An 18,164-nucleotide genomic window follows, 5' to 3' on the forward strand; every position below is an offset into this window, starting at 1 on the left:
TTTTCTATAGAATATACCATCAAAAAACAAAAGGCAAGCCGACGAAAATCATCAGCTTGCCTATTTTTCCCGTCCTCCTGTCTCCGCAACGAGCGGCTGGCGCGAGCGAAGCTTTCGTTCGAGCGACGCCACACTCGCCAGGTCCTCCTCCAGCTCCAGCGGCACATCCTCGTCGTTCTCGATCCACTCCCGGTACTGCGCCTCGGCCGTCTTCTTTTTCTTCTTGAGGTGTTCCAGGGCCTTGTGGGCCGGCTCTACCCGCACATGCAGCGCCACGTCCACGGGAAAGGGTGTGTTTTCGCACACCCCGGACACCCACTCGTATCCGGTCGGCTGGTTTTCCGGCGTGGACTGTAATGGTCCGCCGGTTCGGATCTAAGTCGTTAACGTGCAGGTTCACCACCTCGTCCACGCGTAGCCCACAGCTGAGCATCAGCTGGACGATGGCATAATTGCGAGCCCGTTTCTTCTCATTGGACTCGTTTTTGACCTCATGCAGCAGCCAGCTCTGCGCCTTGCGGTCCAGCCATTTCGGTTCCAGCCTCTCCGTGGTCGTTTGCTTGCGCCGGAGGCCGTCCGTAGGGTTGATGCTGGCATAACCCCGTTCAACCGCGAATCGCCTGAAAGCCTTCAGCACCGCGATCTTTTTGTTGATGGTCTGCGGCTGCTGTTTCAGCGTAGCATCCAGCATGGCCCGGTATTCCTGAAGATCCAGCGCCGTCACCTTGTCTGGGTCGAAGCTCTTCCCATTGCAATCTCCATCAATTTGTGATGGTTAATGTTTTCCAGAAACGCTTCCACATTAGAGCCATAACAGTGAAAATCGGTGAAAGCACCATAGCCAAAATACCACCGGGCCAGACAGCATCAGATGCAGGATAGCGATCCCATTCAGTGATGTTTGGTCCATAAACCTCAGGAAACCACCGGGTAAACAACAACAGCACGCTAAAATTGATGAGTGGGGTCAAGACAGATAAGCCGATGGACTTCCATGGGGAACGAACAACAGGGATCCAGGAGGTAGCAGCAACAACAGTCATGAACATGAAGATAGCCGTCGCATCCCAAATCCAATACCGATAGATCACGCTTTCCTGGGCGATATTGCCGATGAGTAAGGTACCCGCAATGAAAAGGAACGTTCCGATGCCCATGAACTTTAACGGTTGTAATTTATCATTTTGTCGTATTGCAAAGAAAACGGATGTCACACCTGCCGCTCCACCAAGTACTCCCCAAACCACAGCCGATAGGCCAATAGGGTAGATGATCCTTGCATCATCTCCGTCTTGAATGTTAAAGAAGTTAAAGATAGGATGGACAGGCTCATACATAAACCTTATAAATGGTCTGAATGTTTGTCTAAACCAATCGAAATCAACGGATATAAAAGTTAAAAAATTGATAGTGCCTAACAACATAAAACCAAACAAAAAAACACCAAGAAAAAAAGAAAACGCTTCATGTATGTTCCTCCTTTCTCTAATGGAGAAAACCTTCTCTTCATAAGTTCACAGCTATGCTTTATGGGAGTGTTGAGCACAATTCGGAAGGATGGACTGAAAAAGTTCATCCTTCTCTTACTTTACATGATGTTCTTTACTTGTTTCGATAGTCAGGAAGGGTCCAAAACAGGTGAGGAGCAAATCGGTGTTTCTCTGCTCCAGAAACCCGGCTATCTCCGGTAGGATCAATCGCAAGAACATTGGGGTTGCTACGGACTTTAATGGCATCGGCGGGATTGATCCTACCATACAGGGCTACTACCTTCAGATCTTCTGCCGTTATATTGGCGTCAACTTCTTTCTTAAGGAGTCGCACAACGTCGTCAATATCATTCGCAATGCTTCCTGTAGACTTCCGGTGAACTGTTCCCTTACCGACCATGGCATCCCAGGCAACAAGCTCAAGCCCGAGCTCACGAGTCAGTTGGTCGGCAGCATCCCAGGAAAGACTGCGGCGCAGTGTCACCGTAACCCGTACATCTTGTGCCTTCTGTGCTGCCAGTCTGCTTAGGTTAGACCAAGCTGTATCAATGTAAGAATTTCGTATCGTATCATTTTCGACCATCTGATGGTACGCAGGGAGCGGTCTTGTTACCTCGGCTGAGGTACTGAGAGATATCATCCCAAAAGAACCAAAGAGAAGCAAAGACAGCGTAATACCTGCATAACGGTTAATCTTAAGCATGTGCTATCACCACCAAGGGAAAGTTGAGCGTGTAAAGTTTCAGTAGGAACACGGTGAGGAAAAAACGAAAAGAGACCTCACCGCAAGTTGTCTGGCCAGGCAACTTGCCCCGACACGAAGTCGAGGAGGCGGTGAGGTCTCATGGAATGGATTCGCGAAACCGTGCAAGAAATCCTCCTTCTTGTGCAGGAAATGGCTGACCTCCTGAAGCAAAGCCCGGATTTTGAGGCATTGGAGAAGGGCATCTACCGGCTGGTGCAGCAGGCAACCCTCCGGCTTTTGCAGGCGGCCTGTGCGGAGTTGGATCAACAGTTTATGAAAAACCGGGATCGGAAGCATTTAAAGATCGTGCATCGCAAGGAGCGCACGGTACTGACGCCCTTTGGTGAGGTGCGTATTGAGCGGCGGTACTACGTGGACCGGGAAAGCGGTCAGGGCCGGTACCTTCTGGATGAGGCGCTGGGCTTGGCACCACGCCAGCGGCTTTCGCCGTGGGCAAGACAGTTGGCCGTAGCCCTGGCGGTGGAGATGCCGTATCACCGGGCAGCGGAAGTGCTCAAGCACGTGACGCTTGGGAATGTGGACATCCGGGCCATGAGCATCTGGCAGGAGGTACAAAAGGCCGGTAGGGAATTGGGGCAACAGATCGAACAGCGGCGGCGGGATGTGTTTGAACGGGGCGTAAGCCCCAAAGGGCAACGAAAGAGCTCGGCAGTGTATGTGGAAGCGGATGAGGTTTGGGTACCAGCCCGGCGTTCGGAAGGGAAGCGGGCAACGATTCCCGTTAAGGTGGCGGTGGCCTACGAGGGAAAAGGGGACGTTTCGGCCCAGCGGCGTCGTTTGCAAGAACGTTGTGTGCATGCCGGTGTAGCAGAAGGGACGACCTTTTGGGAAGAGTGCGTGGCGAAGTTTGGTGAACATTGGGATTTCGGCGCAGTGGAGCGATGGTATGTGGGGGGTGATGGAGCGGCGTTTGTAAAAGAAGGGTGTGCGTATTTTCCGGGAGCGCAATACCGGCTCGATCCGTTTCACCTTCGTCGGAACCTGGTGGAGAGTCTTCGACATGACGAGAAGGCGTATCGGGAGGTTTGTGCTGCGCTGGCAACGTCCGATTGGGAAGGGGTTGAGCAGGCTCTGAAAGCAGCCGAACATCGCAGCCGCGGGGCACAGCGGCAGCGGGTGGTTCAGTTGCGGCGCTATCTGCGGACCAACTGGGAAGGCATTCGGGAGTTGGGAGTGCCCGTGCGATTAGGGGCGATTGAGGGACAAGTGTTTCATCACATTGCACGGCGGATGAAGCGTCATGGAGCGCGTTGGAGCGTCGAGGGGGCCGGCCGGTTGGCGCGGCTTTTGGCGTCGCGGGCAAATGGGGAACTGGCTGAAGTGGTGAAAACCAAGTGGACAGCCCAACCGGAAAGATTGAGCCATGTGTTTGGCAAAGGAGCGGCGGAGGAAAGGGAAAAGAGTTGGAGAGAAGACATAGAGGGATGGCTGCGCGCAAGGATTCCGGCCCTTAACGGGCCTGGATCCGGTGCGCCTTGGGTAAAGTATGTGCTTCGTGAGCTTGTGCGGACGATTCCAAGAATGGTTTAAATTGACCTAATTTTTGTGTCGGGGCACCTACTGAAAGTTGACACGCACGGGAAAGTTTTGCTGAAGTGAAATTCGTAATCGACTGTGTTATACTCCCCTGTTAAGCTACGCTCACTTAGCTGGCTGTTCCACTCAAAAGTCGTGCCACTGGTTTTGTACACTGTCCAGTGGGTAATGAATTCGTATGCCTGATCCACGTAAAGTAAATCGGGACGGGTCATTGTCACCTCGGCCTCATCGTTATAGTCATTCCCAAAAGGCCATGGATCATCTTCTACATCGAATACAGGTCCCGGCAGATTCGTATAGTATGTTGACTCCCAAGCGCTCATGGTCACGTCATTATCATTGTTGACGGCTATATCAATGGTGTAGTATTGACCATTGTTCTTATAGGAGAGCAGATTATTCTTCTTGGTCTGGTTCCATTTCATGTTGTATGCCTTAGCCATTAATTCTCGGTGAACGTCGTCGTATCCGAAAATGCCGCTAATGTAATATGGAGAGTAAGCTTTTGACGTTGAGCTGTCATTTGAGGCTGGACTGTAGGAGTATGCTGCAAACACATTGGTGGAAGCAAGCAGGAAAATAGAAAGTGGCAAGATCGCCCGAATCATTAACTTACGTGCACTCACGTTGATACCTCCTTCGATGTACGAAGAAATGGATCAACCATAGTGGATTCTGAGACAACATGCACCACGTCATTTAGAATATTTTTTCTTTTTACTTCACACCTCCTTTTCCTTCATGCCCTAGGGGCCAACTACAATCTAATACATCTTCTCCCTGCGATTATATAGTACAGCTCATAGACTGGAAAAATCAATAAAAATTTTCGGACAAAATCCGACAGCATATCTTGACAAAAGGGGTATACCAATCGGCTAATCAGGGCAAACCTCGTATGTTAATAGGAAACGGAAGTTAACGAAAGGTTATCCGATCACTCGAAGGGTAAAAAAAATCTACTACGTATCCGGTGGACAGTTTACAACAAAACCAAATCGGAGTACCGTTACTGCAAGAAACACTGGGTTCCGGCCGTCTAAACGGTAACTTTTTACCCCCAGGGCTTCTCCTGAGGGTTTATACGTCTGGGCTCACCATGGCATTGATGGATGTGTCCGGATACTTCAGCACGACCTCAAGAGTTAGTTACAGACCAGGGTCCACCATGTTCTAACCTCTTTGATTGGTCACTCTGAGATTTTAACAACGCATTTTTTGCTCGTTAGGATTCCATTTTTTAGTTGACGAGAGACAACAACACAAGGGGTTGGTTGCCGTGGCTTATGCCAGAATAACATTAAATCCCGATTTTACGCCGGATTTATACGACACCACGGCCCGGGTTCCCGCCCCTCGCTCTCCCAATCTTAGGCGGCAACCGCTTCGGCACCACCTTGCCCTCCTCCGCGATCTCGTACCAGCCCGGCGCCAGTCGGCGACCCCGGTGCTGTACCGTGACCACGCCCTTCCGCACTTTAATATGGGCGGGCACCCGCAGCTCCAGCTGCGTCACCCGCCCCTTCGCCGGGAGGCTGCCTACCCGACCGTCTTCCACGAGCGCCACCCGCACCCGCCACAAAACGGTCTCCGGGCGGCCCTTCGGGTTTGGCCGGCTCTCCCATCCATCGTGCACCTTGGCACGCACCAGGTACCGCGCCCAGTCATACAGGAACGCCACCACGGTCTTACCGGCGGGATCCAACTTCCCGAGCTGGTAGCCGATGTAGCCGGCCACCGCGAGGCCGGTGAGAAAGGGACTGAGCGGCATCCAGCGGGCCAAAAGCGGCCCGACGAGAATGGAGCACGGCAGCTACAGGACGGCGGTGAGCAGCACGGTGTCCACCGTGATCTGCACGCCCCTCGGCAACCGGATCCGCTGCCGTCCCTGCCCGATGCTGGACAGGGACGGGCGGATGCGGTAGAGGTTCCGGTACGTGCGGTACGCCATCGCTCACTGCCCCGTCCCGGCGCCGCCGCCACCGCCACCGATCTTCGAGGACGCGCTGTCGGTGATGCGGTCGAAGATGTTGAGGATGCTGTCCGGGTTGTAAATGAACCAGAAAGCCACAAGAAACAGCAGGAGCGTCGCGGCCAACTGCGCGTACTCGTGGCGGTGGAGCATCCGGAGCATCCGACCGCTCATCATGACGACCAAGGCGGCCACGAAAATCCCCAACACCAACCGCACAAAGTTGTCAATCGGTCCAATGCCCGTCTGCATTTGATCATCCCTCCTTATCGGATCCAGGTTTGAATGGCATATGGCATCATGTGGAATATCACTTCTGCAACTTCACTCACAACCGGCCCCATCAGCGGCAGGTGATCGACAGCCGGGTGCACGTACAGGAAAAGCAGCACGTAGCTGACGGCAGTCATCACCCCCCTCAGCAGGGTTTCGGCAACGGAATCCACCGGGATAGCCAGGATTCCCGGCAAGAGGCGCACCCGGACGCGTAGCGGCCAGAACAGTTCCACCCCCTGTTCGTTGAGGAGGTCCATGAGCGGGTGCGTAGCGTACCCGATCCAAATGGCCCATCGCACCACCTCCGGTATCGGTAAGAGCTGCAAGGCCGCCCACAATCCGGCCAGAAAGAGGAGCGAATGGGTGAATGTCCGGTGCCGAATGCCCAACGCATTCAGCGCCACGGCCAGCGGCCATACCTTCCGGCCCACATCCGACTGCGGGTGATCCATGTCGGCTATGGGCCCCGCAAGGTAGGCCCCGAGCAGAGCCGCGGCCGCCTGCCACGAAAGAACCGGCTGGTGCGTGTGCAAAAGCCACAGCTCGGCCCCGATGAGGGCCGCGACATGGTGGGTTTTGTAGTTCAAGGTCCATCCCCTCCAATTAAAAAGGGGGCCGGGAGAAAAACCGGCCCCAAGTGATAGAACAATCTTCGCTACCTGTCTTATATTCAGCACAAGAAACACTATGCACATCGTAACAACCACGGAGTCGCTTATCCCATTAAGGTGCTTGTGGGGTATCAGCACGGCAGGATTTCATTCATGTCATATCGAAATTACGATTAGGAAAATTTATACCACCTGCATAATGGGGGGATAAATCGTGTTTAACCACAAACACTATGTACCCATCCTTAAGGGGCGAGCTGGGGAATTTGGCGCTCTTCGTACCATGGATCCCAACAGAAAACTGCACCTAACTCCCTTGTTGGAAATCCCAGCAGTACCTTGGGACTATGAAAACGAGACACCAAAGAAAGAACTGGAAACCCATCTCGATCACATCGTCAAATACATCGCTGACTCGTGGGAAAAAGAAAGACCTTTCTTTATAGACCTTTTATGGGATGCTGAAGACGAGCACACAGAAGATGGGCGGCACCCGCTGAAGTATCTGAGTGACAAAGCACTCGAGAACGGTCTCCACATCATTCCTGTAGTCGACATGTTGCGCGATGAAGAATACGTATCCGCTGTGAAACAAACTTCGGCAGCCCATGGGTTTGGAGTCTGTCTACGTGTTTTCCAAAGCGACCTTGAAAACCCTGATCAATTTAGTACCGAGCTTGACAACCTCTTGCAATTCCTCAACGTTGTTCCAGAAGACGCAGATTTAATTCTTGACTTGAAGGATGTTTCGTCTGGTCAAGTCACCATCCTAGCTCGGGCAGTTGTATCACTGCTGGAAGACTTGCCGTATGTTAATCGGTGGCGCACATTGACACTAGCCGCGTCGGCATTTCCGATTAACATGACCGGTCTTCAAGAGGGGTTTAACTATGTCGAGCGAAAGGAATGGAAGGTTTGGAAGCACATCGTCACGGCATTGAAAGAGCGCGTACCTAGACTTCCAACCTTTGGAGATTATGCTGTACAACATCCTGAACCTCCAGAACTGCCGCCCTTTATTCGGATGACAGCTAACATCCGGTATACGACGGACAACCACTGGCTTATTGCCAAGGGTCGAGTTCTTAACAGCGCTAATCGAGCCAAAGACCAATACCCATTGCTCTGCCAACAACTAATTAAACACCAAGCGTATTGTGGAAAGTCGTTCAGTTGGGGGGATGAGTACATCTATAAATGTGCACACAATCAGGGGGGACCTGGCAACGCGACTACTTGGCGACACGTCGGTACCTCCCACCATCTCGCTTTTGTGGTCGATCAGATCTCCAGTTTGTCCTACGCTTCAGTTGTTCCCTCACGAGGTTCCTAAGTTGTGAAGCTGGCACCAATTCGACCAACCGTTCCCAGATCATCCACCTTGGTTTGCTTAACATGCCTCGTTCTGCGCCCAGGCTCTTGAGAATATCCAATGCTTCATTTCGCCATAGCAATTGAACCAATGCTGCTGGATCGACACAGGGATTTTGACGGGGAGAACGAACCGATTCGATGCGTATCCCGGTTGAATCTTTTAAAGCCTCCCATATACCCCACCATTCAGGAACTAAATCTACCACTTTCTCAAGATGGCGAGGAGCCACTACAATTACAACTTGGTCCAGCACAGAGCTGTAAATATGGGTTTGATGAGCCAGACGCTCAAGGGTATCCCTGTCACTCTTAATCTCGTACCCCGCCAAGATACCATTGACGACCGCAATATCAACACGCGCTTCACCCTCACAAAGACCCAGTTCATCGATTATGAGCGTCTCTGGATCTTTCTCATATTCCTTACTGAGGTATCGATGGAGTGCGCTGCGAATGTCTGCGTCACGCACCTTGTTTCTCCCCCTGATCACGTTAGGTACCGAATAACTCTCATAGCTTGAAGTTTACCCGTGACTGTCAGTTCGGGTCAACGATATGGTCACCCACAGCTGCTGCAAGGGCGCCCTCCACAGTGGAGGCGCCCTTTGCAATCTTTATAGTTCCCTGCGGTTCGCAAGCACCCATCGGCTCCAGAAGCAAGACGGAACCGGCAAACCGGTTCAATGTTGCCATACCTTGACCACCTCCAAGCGTCCTTTTTCGTCTTGCCGAAAGTCCACCAGGAATTGCGACGGCAAGACCGCCTGCGTGACCGGATCCCGGACGTGCACGATGGCCACCGCCTCGTAATGGCCGTCGCCCAGGTCGAGGATGTCCAGACGGGCCACCTCGCGGAACTGGACAAACCCACCCATCGGCTCAATCGTCACCCCCGGCGCGACCATGTTCACGAGGTCCGTCGGGTTCGTGGACGTCAGGTAGGTGCGCAAGAAGTCGGTCACAAACGGCTTGGCCACCTCCACGACCTCCTGCGGCGCGCTCTGCGACGTGGGCGGCGGCGCTTGCCCCAGGGCGGGAGGCGGGACAACCGTCGGCGGCGCCGTGATCACATACCCCGTGTCTGCCCGCAGAACCGGGACGTTAAGCACCAGGTGCCGGGTCTGCGACGTCTTTCCGTCCGACACCTCACACCAGGCTTCCACCGACACCACGGCGAAGTCCCCCGCCGGCCGGGAGATGTCCCGCACGTACAGTTCCCGCGGCGTCTGGCCCTGCGCCGGCGGCACCCAGCCCTGCAGATCGAGATCCGGCCAGTACTTCTCGACGGCCTTCTTTCGCTGCTCGGCCGTCTCCCCCTTGTTCCACGTCAGCCACACGTTGGCGGCGTGGAGGGCCAGCGCCGAAACCTCGTGGTCATCCTGCGGGACCACCACGTCCGCCTGGACGGGGGCAAAGAACCGGGTAAGGGTCCCGATCCCGCCGAGGGCGCCCAGGGCCAGCAGGATCCACAAAGCCGTGCTGGTCAGTTTCCGGATCAAATGAAAACCCCCCTTTCACCAAGAAAGGGGGGCGAGAGAACAACGCGCTTGGTTTTCCGCTAGGATGCCGCCTTGCACGCCTCTTTGAGGCCCTTTCCAGCCTTGAAGGCCGGCACCTTGGTGGCCGGCACCTCAATGGGCTCCCCGGTTTGCGGGTTGCGCGCAATTCGCGCCGCGCGCTCCCGCACCTCGAACGTCCCGAAACCGATGAGGTGCACCTTTTCACCTGCGGCCAGGGCCTCGGCGATCGCATCCAGCACCGCGTCTACAGCCAGTGCAGACGCTTTTTTGCTCAACCCCGATTTTTCCGCCACCTTTGCAATGAGCTCCTGTTTGGTCATTTTACATCATCTCCCTTTCTGAAAAGTTTTTCGTGCAGTTTGGCGCGATACGTGGGACTGAGTACGCTCGCGCCTTCCCAGATCAGCTGGGCGTATTCGGGGGATGGCGCAATCTCGACCGGAGCCTTGTCAACCACCTCATACGTCCACGCCCACCGCCACCGGCCGCCGAGGGCCTTCGGATACACCCGAACCCGGCGGCGCCGGTAGAAAAGCGGCGCGCCCTCCCGCCGGTCGAGCAGCTCGAAATCCGGCACCTCGTACAGAACCCCCTCCACCCATTCCCCCAACGCGCGTACAATGTCCGCAACACCCCCTCCCCTACTAAACGAGTAGCGGGAGAACGCCAGACGGAAGTTTCGGAGCACGGCCGGCCCCACATACACGGCCCGCGGCTCGCTCCGTGCAAGGTCCGCTTGATTCATGCAGGAACCATACGCGAAGTACAGCGCCATGGCGCTCTCCCCCTTTAGTGCTGATTACTCCACCTGTTCCTCCTGCCGCCGGAAGCCTACGTACTCCTTCGTCCGCCGCTCCGGCGGCGTCCAGTCCGGCTTCCAGTCCGCCGGGTCCGGGAGGTCTTCGGGCCGCACCTCGCGGTAGCCCAGATAGGGGGCGCCGCATGTGATGTACGGGCAATTCGGCCCCACCTTCTCTTCCAAGAGCTCCATCTCAAAGCAGTGGCAGTACATCCACTCCTCGCCGTCCTCTACCACCACGTCGCCGCGGAAGATGCAGCCCTGGCACCGCTTCTGCTTCTCCTTCCCGTCCCCGCTCCAGGTCGGGTACTTCTCGTACAGCTTGATGTACCCGGCCCGGATCAGGCTGGCGACCACGGTCCAAGAGTCCCAGCCGTCCAGAATCACGGGGTCATCGGGGTTCACGAACGCAAGCTCGCCCGCCTCTTCCTCCTCGTCCTTGTACCGGCTGATGGCCGAGTCGTAAACCGGGCCCACGCCGTCGTAGACCCGGGCCCGGATCCCCTGCATGGCCAGCGGGCCGGCCGCGATGTCCCGCAGGCGCAGCACGCCCAGCAAATAGAACGTGTGTGGGTCGGTCACGTCACTGAAAAACTCGTGGATAATGAGGTCCATGAGCCGGGAGGGGTTGGCCGCCTCCCCCCGCCGGCCGTCGGCAAACACGATGTAGTACGGCATCCGGGGCTCCTGCCCCGGCTCCAGCCAGTGACGTCGTTCCTCGATGTTGACGAACTGCACGTGGGGCTTTTCGGGCATCGTGTCAGCTCCCTTCTTAAGAAAGCGAACGTCTTTTTCCTATAGAATAATATTTCGTTTTCCTATTGTCAACTACTCCTGAGACACCCGTCCCCGAAGCCACAGCCACGTCGCCGCCAGGCGATCCGCTGGGTTGGCCAGCACGTCGAGAAACTCGCGGAAGTTTTGTTTTTCCATTTCCGCGGACACGTCGTCAAAACGGCAAACGTGTCTGTCGTATTCGCTGAACCGCGGCGTAAACGGCGACTGGGGCGAATCGTTGCGAATCACCGCCGCTGATGCACGACGGCATTCGCAACCTGGATCTGGGCCTGGATCTGGCGGTGGTCCAGGGTCCCGTTGGGGTAGCGAAACTCGATGGCCGGCCGCCCGTACACGCGGTCAATGTTCGTGGTGTTGAAAATCGTGTAGCGGCCATCGACTGCGCTGATTCGCCGCCGTGCCTCTGCCGCCGACACCCCTCCGCCGAAGCTCAGGTTTCGCGGAAGCGGCTGCGCGTATCGGGTACCCCGGTGAACGCCAGGGAGGCCCTCCCGACGGTACCTTTCTGCATCTGCGGCGCCCATCCGGTAGAACTGGCGTTCGAAGGCCACCCCGATCCGGGGGCCAGCCGCTTCCACGTTTCCGTCCTGCGCAAAGTCCATGGCCCACACCACCATAGCAGATTGGAGATGACCAATGGCCGTAGAAAGGGAAACTTTTAATAGTCGAGCCAATATCTTTGTCTTCGTTGGGTATCCTGAATTAAGGCTCCATACTTGCTTTGTGCTCACCGCTCAGTGGTGGGCTTTTCTTTCTCCAATTTGGCAATGACTGCTAGTGTAAACAGTACCGCGAACGTGAATCAAAGAACCGCGGCCAAAGCTTGTCCATGTGTGAGAATCACGCCGGAAAAAACCGCAAGAATCAAGCACATAAGTATCAGGCCCTTCATTCTTTTGACACCTCCCACGGAATCAACGCTAATACGTCAGCATCACAATTCCTCGTACGCCGCAGGATCGGTAATGTAGACCGTCGAAGCCGTTAAAAAATAGTGTAGAGGGAACAATAAGCTTAGTGTAGAGGGAACAATAAGCTTGTCCCACAGCTCTGGGCCCGGGATTACCCCGTGCCCGTGAGACCCATGGCGTAGGTGGCGGTGGTGTCTTGCTTCTGATCCTTAAGTGGACACACCTTCAGCAAGGCACTCACTTGACCGTCTCATTTCGTTGCAGGCTCTCAATGATCGCCCACCCGGCCGCGTGCATCTCATCGAGCACCTTTTCGATCTCCTCCTGAGTCCGGGCGACGAAGTCGTCACATATCCGGATCGTCGTGTTGCCGATCTGGGTGGTATACACGACGTTTCCTTCCCGCTTAAATTGGCGCCGCTTCGGCATCGCCGCATCTCCCCTCGTGACGAGGGTATGCGACGATGCGTTAAGGACTGCCCTCTGTACAAGAGAGGTAATCGGGGTATCACTTCACATCACTCCGGTTAATCTTGATCCTCACTAAATAACTCAATGACTGATACGTCTAATGCCATAGCCAACTTTTGTAAAACCCTAACAGTAGGACTCATCCAACTTATCGAAACGGCCAGGCAACTAACGCCGGAAGAACGGCAGAAGTTTACCGAACTTCTCAAGACCTTTCTTGAAAGGGGAACAAGATAAACCCGTTAGGAGCGGCGATTCCAAACTCCGTGCTCATACTGTTACCCCCTTCTTCTCATTACCAACTGGTAAAACACCATCACGACAAAACAGGTCATCAAACGTCAAATCACCGTCCGTTACTTCGAGCAACTTAGCAACGGAGGAAGCACCGACTCCCCTTTTACCACGCAACGCCCGGTAAACGGTGGTGTACGAAACGCCCATGTGTTCAGCGAGATCGCGCTCAGTCCAGTTTTTCTTGGCTAAGAACTCCCTCAAAACCGGGACGTTGAGCCTTAGAACCATTCTTTGTTCACCCCCATTACCTTCTGGCAAACTACTTACGGTAACGAAACGGGAGTGCCGCAGAAGACATCCCCATCATTTTGCAAGAAGAGCACCGATTTTCTTCTCGAACGAGGCTAGCCAATTCCGGGGTGGTTGCTATGTACAAGCTCCCAGACGGCAAATACTGCGCATACCTCCGAAAGTCGCGCGCTGATCTCGAAGCCGAGGCCCGCGGCGAAGAAGACACCTATGCCCGCCATGAGCGCATTCTGCTTGATCTGGCCAAACGGCACGGGATCCTAATAACGAAGATCTACCGGGAAAAGCCGATCACGGGTGAACGCATCTCTGCCCGCCCCGAGATGATGAAACTCCTCGAGGATGTAGAGGCCGGCCGTTGGACAGGGGTTCTCGTGGTCGAAGTTGAACGTCTGGCCCGCGGGGATACGATGGACCAGGGGATTGTGGCCCAGGCATTCAAGTATTCGAATACCCTCATCGTGACGCCCATGAGGGTGTATGACCCGTCAAATCCGGACGATGAGGAATACTTCGAGTTCGGCCTTTTCATGAGCCGCCGCGAATTCAAAACGATCACCCGCCGCCTGCAAAGCGGGCGCATCGCATCGGTGAAGGAAGGGAAATACGTGGGAAACAAGCCGCCCTATGGGTACATACGGGTGAAGTGCCCGAACGGAAAGGGATATACGTTGGAGCCCCATCCCGAACAGGCACCAGTAGTGCAGCTGATATTCTCACTGTACACTAACCCAGACCCGGAAAAACGAATGGGAACTGGACGAATTGCCCGGTATCTGAACGAGGAATTGAAAATCCCGTCCGCTATGGGGCGAAAATGGACCGTAGCTTCAGTCAATAACCTTCTTCGTAACCCGGTTTATGCCGGATACGTCCGTTGGGGATTTCGACCACAGATTAAACGCAGGGATGGAAGAAGTCGTCCAAGAAAACCGGAAGACGATTGGATCCTGGTGAAGGGATTGCATCAACCCCTAATCGATGAGGACACATTCCGCCGGGCCCAGGAGATCATGAGCGAAAATAGTCACCCACCGGCGCCGGCCGGTAAGATTAGCAATCCGCTAGCCGGTCTCATACGATGCGACATGTGCGGTGCTTCCATGATCATGCGGCCCTATACCGGCAAGAATACCTTACCCACCATCATGTGCCCCACTCAGGGTTGTCGAAACGTCAGCTCCTACTTCCATCTGGTAGAGGAGCGACTGCTCAAGGCTCTTCAGGACTGGTTGATCTCTTACAAAGCCCAATGGGAGCAAAGAAAACCTCAGATCCGGGAAAGCGACGAAACCAAGCTGCAGGCCCACGAGAATTTGGTGAAGTCTCTCCGACGGAAGCTGGAAGAACTGCACGAGCAGAAAAACACGCTGCACGACCTCCTAGAGCAACGCATCTATACGGTTGAGGTTTTCTTGGAGCGCTCCCAGATTCTCGCGCAGCGTATCGAGGAAACAAAAGCTGCACTCGCCAATGCCGAACAGGAGTTGGAGATGGAGCGCAAACGGATAGAAGCTCGGGCGGAGACAATCCCGCGGGTAGAGCATGTCTTGGACGTGTACCACCAGACCGACGATCCGGCAAAGAAAAACGCGCTTCTCAAATCGGTTCTTGAATACGCTACCTACCGTAAAGAGAAAGGTGGCCGGTGGTCGGGAGCCATGGATCAGTTCTCACTCACGCTGTTCCCCAAGCTTCCCAAGTGATCACCGACAACATTTTGGAGCCAATGAATTAGCCCATCTCGAGATGATCGCCACGATGGTCTACAAGCTGACCAAAGACGCCACGCCGCAACAGCTGAAAGAAGCCGGGCTCGGCGAACACTACGCCAGCCACGACAAGGCGCTGTTCTATCATGATGCCTCCGGCGTACCCTTCACAGCCGCGTACATCCAGGCCAAGGGCGATCCCATCGCCGACCTGTACGAAGACATTGCCGCGGAGGAAAAGGCCCGCGCCACGTATCAGTGGCTCATCGACCTGACCGACGATCCGGACCTCAAGGACGCTCTGCGCTTTTTACGCGAGCGAGAAGTGGTGCACTCCCAACGTTTCCGGGAAGCAGTAGAAATCCTGAAGGAAGAACGGGACCGGAAAAAGTACTTTTGACCCCGTATACCGCGAATGCAAAGAAAACGCCAGCGGCCCTTTGCGGACGCGCTGGCTTTACGTTTTGTAAAGCATTATATTTGCAAGCTTGTCATTTGGTAAGGTGGACAGAGCATCGGAAAGACAGGAATAGGTGATTTACCGGCGACACCCGGTTGACCGGTCGCCGATGGCCTGTCTTGTAATTTGATTTAATTTTCATAATAGATAGACTACAAACCTGATCCTCTCGCAGCGCTGCGGTGCAGCAGATCGTGAGCCTCAATTCCTCACGAAGTAGACTCCAGACGAGCAGCCCGGCCAGTGAACCGGGCTTTCTTGTGCCCGTTTCAATTTCTCAATCGTTTCAAATCCGAAACTTCATAGGTAGGCTTTAAAAGAAAATAGCCACCCACCGGCGCCGACCGGAAAAATCAGATTTCAATTCCTCATTAGATAGACTCCAAACAGAAAGGAACTCGCACCGAAAACGATCAAATCCATACTGTTTCAATTCCTCATAGGTATACTCCAAACATTGACGCCTTCAAGCAGGCGTTGGCCAGTGAGGGTGCGTCTCAATTCCTTATAGGTGACCTTATAGGTAGACTCCAAACGGTACAGGTACCAGACACACATCCGGCGCGAGAAGCGTGTTTCAATTCCTCCCTCAAGCAAAAAGCTATTTTCTTCGTTTTGCTCACCCATTTGCACGTTTACTCCCTCGGCGAAATCAGAATTATTTCCTATTTGTTGATTATAAGTTGAATATTGGTTTGAGGGGTGCTGTTGAGGGAAAAGATCAACGAACTTCCATTTATTAGGCCGTTCCTAGGCCTCCCCTGTTTTCCCTCGCAGCTACCCTCCCATATCTCACGGAGTCTTGTGCCCACCACATTCCTTCGTCCAACCTGTCGAGGGAGGAGGCCACGTTTGCTCCTAGGCAGGGTCTCAGCCCGAATGGATTGAAATACCGGCTCTCTGCGTGCACGAATGAGCGAGAACGGATCAAGGCGTTCGTCACACCATCAGGAGCATTCCTGACCCTAGGCGACGAGACCTACCGTCGCAATGGATTGCGGAGGTTTGGGCATTCGGCTGGCATCGTAGCGGATCTTGCGCGTCCCCAGAACATAGAGCAGGCGAATCAACCGGCAGCACAACGCAACGAGAGATTGTTTGGGTTTCAGCGGGTTTGGGCGTTCCTTCGTGTAATAGCGATGCAAGGCCCGGAACTCCGCATTTTTGGCCACCAGCACGAAGACACAGCGGTACAGAAGCGCGCGCAGGCGCGCACGTCCGCGCTTGGAAATGCGCGTTTTGCCTACGTGTTTCCCGGAGCGGTTTTCGACGATGTTCAGCCCTGCCAGCTTGCGAATTTGCCGCCAGTCGCGGTATTGGCGCAAGTCACCCGTCTCGGCCAGAAACCCCGCCACCGTCATTTCGCTGACGACGGGAATGCTCAGCATTTCCATAGCCCCGGGAATGCGCTTGAGGAGCTCTGCGATTGCCTGCTCAATCTCCTCAAGCTGCTGGCGCAGGAGGTCGTATTCTTGCAACCAGCAGTGAAGCGAAAGGCGCGCGGCATGCAGGCCTTGGGTCAGACCGATGGAACGCTCGGCGCTTGCGCGCAAGGAACGAGCGCGCGAAAGTCCCACGGCCCGCTGTACCCCGTGTTCTCGCCACTGGCGAACCAGCTCCTCGGGCGTATACGCACATACATCTTGCGGAAGCGGGAAGAGACGAAGCGACACGAGGGCCGTTTTGCTTTCCCAGTCCGGGAACACATCTAGGAACTCCGGGAAGTACTGGTCCAACCAGCGGCGGATGCGCGCGTGCAGGCGCTGAAGGTTCTTCATGAGCTGGTGGCGGAGATGAACAAGGCCGCGCAGCTCGGCGAAATCGCCTTGCGGCCATGTGGGAATGACGAAATGCCCGTCTTTGATGAGCTTGCCAATGACCAAGGCGTCCTTGCGATCGTTTTTGGTCGGCGAGTTGTCTACAAACTCTTTGGTTTGCTTGACATGGAAGGGGTTGACAAGGACGACCGGGACATCGCAAGCACGCAAATAAGCGGCAAGGTTCAGCCAGTAATGACCGGTCGGCTCCATGCCGACCACGACCTCTGAAAGCCCGTGTTTCGCCTGCAGCTGGCGGATCCACTTTAAGAACACCTCAAACCCCTCAAGTCGGTTGTCAAAGATCAACGGTTCGCCAAGGATGTGCCCACGCCAGTTAATCGCACGTGCCACGTGTTTCTGGGACGCGATGTCAACGGCTACGATGAGCGTGGAATCGTTAATGGTGGCAAGCTTGCGATTTTGTGCTATCATAGGGGTACTACCTCCTGATTTTCGTGGTGGTGGATTCTTTCGACACCACCACGATATCAGGAGGTTTTCGTTTTGTTCAAACCCCCGTTTGTTTCATTACAGGAATGCTCATAGGTAGACTCCAAACGCGAACAAGTGGATAAAAGATCTGCGATCGGCTGTGTCGTTTCAATTCCTCATAGGTAGACTCCAAACATTTGGATGCGCGGCGGCTGAACGAATTTCGTCCAGGTTTCAATTCCTCATAGGTAGACTCCAAACGCGACATAATCGAGCAGCGTACCGGTGGATCAGCCGCGTTTCAATTCCTCATAGGTAGACTCCAAACGCAGGCGCTGGCCAGCGAGGGCATCAACAAAAACAGTTTCAATTCCTCATAGGTAGACTCCAAACAGCTCGCGTTCGTTCTGCTCATCAAACAGCGCGCCAATGTTTCAATTCCTCATAGGTAGACTCCAAACGCGCGGACTGATTGCACCGGTTCACCTCCCGACTGCCTGTTTCAATTCCTCATAGGTAGACTCCAAACGTGGAGGGCGAGGACTGGGACAGGGACTACAGCCGGATGTTTCAATTCCTCATAGGTAGACTCCAAACTAGTCAACGTCAACATGTGCGGAACGTATCCCTCATGTTTCAATTCCTCATAGGTAGACTCCAAACCCGG

General features: G+C 54.6%; 20 protein-coding genes, 2 pseudogenes and 1 CRISPR repeat array (1 of these 23 only partly in view). Of the genes and pseudogenes, 4 read left to right on the top strand and 18 right to left on the bottom strand.

Features of this window, described 5'->3' with window-relative positions:
* Positions 1–60: 60 nt before the first annotated feature.
* The 4 genes and pseudogenes from ACYQ0Z_RS09980 to ACYQ0Z_RS09995 form a co-directional block, all read right to left on the bottom strand.
* Complete coding sequence (locus ACYQ0Z_RS09980; RefSeq protein ID WP_459868957.1) at positions 61–315, bottom strand: hypothetical protein; 255 nt, start codon at positions 313–315, stop codon at positions 61–63.
* A 22-nt stretch (positions 316–337) separates the two neighbouring features.
* Positions 338–691: pseudogene (locus tag ACYQ0Z_RS09985) on the bottom strand (tyrosine-type recombinase/integrase); the annotation flags it as partial.
* 70 nt (positions 692–761) lie between these two features.
* Positions 762–1,337 carry a hypothetical protein gene (locus ACYQ0Z_RS09990; protein ID WP_459867466.1) on the bottom strand — a complete coding sequence of 192 codons (576 nt, stop codon included), beginning with the start codon at positions 1,335–1,337 and terminating at the stop codon, positions 762–764.
* Between the two features lie 265 nt (positions 1,338–1,602).
* Complete coding sequence (locus ACYQ0Z_RS09995) at positions 1,603–2,193, bottom strand: hypothetical protein (RefSeq protein ID WP_459867469.1); 591 nt, start codon at positions 2,191–2,193, stop codon at positions 1,603–1,605.
* Between the two features lie 141 nt (positions 2,194–2,334).
* On the opposite strand from ACYQ0Z_RS09995, the gene ACYQ0Z_RS10000 reads away from it, so the two are divergent.
* On the top strand, positions 2,335–3,786 hold the full coding sequence (locus ACYQ0Z_RS10000; protein ID WP_459867472.1) for an ISLre2 family transposase: 1,452 nt from the start codon (positions 2,335–2,337) through the stop codon (positions 3,784–3,786).
* On the opposite strand, the gene ACYQ0Z_RS10005 is transcribed toward ACYQ0Z_RS10000, so the two are convergent.
* The 5 genes from ACYQ0Z_RS10005 to ACYQ0Z_RS10025 all read right to left on the bottom strand — a co-directional run bounded on the left by ACYQ0Z_RS10005 (position 3,783) and on the right by ACYQ0Z_RS10025 (position 6,630).
* Positions 3,783–4,421, bottom strand: coding sequence for a hypothetical protein (locus tag ACYQ0Z_RS10005; RefSeq protein WP_459867475.1), 639 nt, complete (start codon positions 4,419–4,421; stop codon positions 3,783–3,785). The genes ACYQ0Z_RS10000 and ACYQ0Z_RS10005 overlap by 4 nt on opposite strands.
* A gap of 698 nt (positions 4,422–5,119) precedes the next feature.
* Positions 5,120–5,578: a hypothetical protein gene (locus ACYQ0Z_RS10010; protein WP_459867478.1), complete on the bottom strand. Its 459-nt coding sequence runs from the start codon at positions 5,576–5,578 to the stop codon at positions 5,120–5,122.
* Between the two features lie 30 nt (positions 5,579–5,608).
* Entirely contained in the window at positions 5,609–5,746 is a 138-nt protein-coding gene (locus ACYQ0Z_RS10015; protein ID WP_459867486.1) for a hypothetical protein, read from the bottom strand.
* A 3-nt stretch (positions 5,747–5,749) separates the two neighbouring features.
* On the bottom strand, positions 5,750–6,019 hold the full coding sequence (locus tag ACYQ0Z_RS10020; protein ID WP_459867489.1) for a hypothetical protein: 270 nt from the start codon (positions 6,017–6,019) through the stop codon (positions 5,750–5,752).
* Positions 6,020–6,033: 14 nt separating this feature from the next.
* Positions 6,034–6,630 carry a metal-dependent hydrolase gene (locus tag ACYQ0Z_RS10025; RefSeq protein ID WP_459867492.1) on the bottom strand — a complete coding sequence of 199 codons (597 nt, stop codon included), beginning with the start codon at positions 6,628–6,630 and terminating at the stop codon, positions 6,034–6,036.
* Between the two features lie 238 nt (positions 6,631–6,868).
* On the opposite strand from ACYQ0Z_RS10025, the gene ACYQ0Z_RS10030 reads away from it, so the two are divergent.
* Positions 6,869–7,987, top strand: coding sequence for a beta family protein (locus tag ACYQ0Z_RS10030; protein WP_459867495.1), 1,119 nt, complete (start codon positions 6,869–6,871; stop codon positions 7,985–7,987).
* Here the strand turns inward: ACYQ0Z_RS10030 and ACYQ0Z_RS10035 are convergent.
* From ACYQ0Z_RS10035 to ACYQ0Z_RS10070, 8 genes are all read right to left on the bottom strand, one after another.
* A complete protein-coding gene (locus ACYQ0Z_RS10035; protein WP_459867498.1) occupies positions 7,887–8,519 on the bottom strand; it encodes a sce7726 family protein in 633 nt (210 codons plus the stop codon). The two genes, ACYQ0Z_RS10030 and ACYQ0Z_RS10035, sit on opposite strands and share 101 nt — an antisense overlap.
* A gap of 189 nt (positions 8,520–8,708) precedes the next feature.
* A complete protein-coding gene (locus ACYQ0Z_RS10040; protein ID WP_459867501.1) occupies positions 8,709–9,527 on the bottom strand; it encodes a conjugal transfer protein in 819 nt (272 codons plus the stop codon).
* A gap of 59 nt (positions 9,528–9,586) precedes the next feature.
* A complete protein-coding gene (locus ACYQ0Z_RS10045) occupies positions 9,587–9,868 on the bottom strand; it encodes an HU family DNA-binding protein (protein ID WP_459867504.1) in 282 nt (93 codons plus the stop codon).
* Positions 9,865–10,323, bottom strand: a complete 459-nt coding sequence (locus tag ACYQ0Z_RS10050) for a gamma-glutamylcyclotransferase family protein (RefSeq protein WP_459867507.1) — start codon at positions 10,321–10,323, stop codon at positions 9,865–9,867. Before ACYQ0Z_RS10050 ends, ACYQ0Z_RS10045 begins: the two co-directional genes overlap by 4 nt.
* Before the next feature lie 24 nt (positions 10,324–10,347).
* Positions 10,348–11,103 carry a hypothetical protein gene (locus ACYQ0Z_RS10055; protein ID WP_459867510.1) on the bottom strand — a complete coding sequence of 252 codons (756 nt, stop codon included), beginning with the start codon at positions 11,101–11,103 and terminating at the stop codon, positions 10,348–10,350.
* A gap of 266 nt (positions 11,104–11,369) precedes the next feature.
* Positions 11,370–11,747, bottom strand: coding sequence for an amidoligase family protein (locus ACYQ0Z_RS10060; protein WP_459867513.1), 378 nt, complete (start codon positions 11,745–11,747; stop codon positions 11,370–11,372).
* A gap of 546 nt (positions 11,748–12,293) precedes the next feature.
* Positions 12,294–12,485 carry a hypothetical protein gene (locus tag ACYQ0Z_RS10065; protein ID WP_459867516.1) on the bottom strand — a complete coding sequence of 64 codons (192 nt, stop codon included), beginning with the start codon at positions 12,483–12,485 and terminating at the stop codon, positions 12,294–12,296.
* 312 nt (positions 12,486–12,797) lie between these two features.
* On the bottom strand, positions 12,798–13,052 hold the full coding sequence (locus ACYQ0Z_RS10070) for a helix-turn-helix domain-containing protein (RefSeq protein ID WP_459867519.1): 255 nt from the start codon (positions 13,050–13,052) through the stop codon (positions 12,798–12,800).
* Positions 13,053–13,192: 140 nt separating this feature from the next.
* On the opposite strand from ACYQ0Z_RS10070, the gene ACYQ0Z_RS10075 reads away from it, so the two are divergent.
* Positions 13,193–14,779, top strand: a complete 1,587-nt coding sequence (locus tag ACYQ0Z_RS10075) for a recombinase family protein (protein ID WP_459867522.1) — start codon at positions 13,193–13,195, stop codon at positions 14,777–14,779.
* Between the two features lie 16 nt (positions 14,780–14,795).
* Positions 14,796–15,185: pseudogene (locus tag ACYQ0Z_RS10080) on the top strand (manganese catalase family protein); the annotation flags it as partial.
* Between the two features lie 1,025 nt (positions 15,186–16,210).
* Here ACYQ0Z_RS10080 and ACYQ0Z_RS10085 read toward each other — a convergent pair.
* The gene (locus tag ACYQ0Z_RS10085; protein WP_459863884.1) at positions 16,211–17,497 is read right to left on the bottom strand and encodes an IS110 family RNA-guided transposase; all 1,287 of its coding nucleotides are present in this window, start codon (positions 17,495–17,497) and stop codon (positions 16,211–16,213) included.
* Positions 17,498–17,662: 165 nt separating this feature from the next.
* Positions 17,663–18,164: a CRISPR direct-repeat array (repeat unit 30 nt; unit sequence GTTTCAATTCCTCATAGGTAGACTCCAAAC) (it continues 1,267 nt past the right edge of the window).

It is taken from the genome of Calditerricola yamamurae (genome assembly GCF_054654135.1).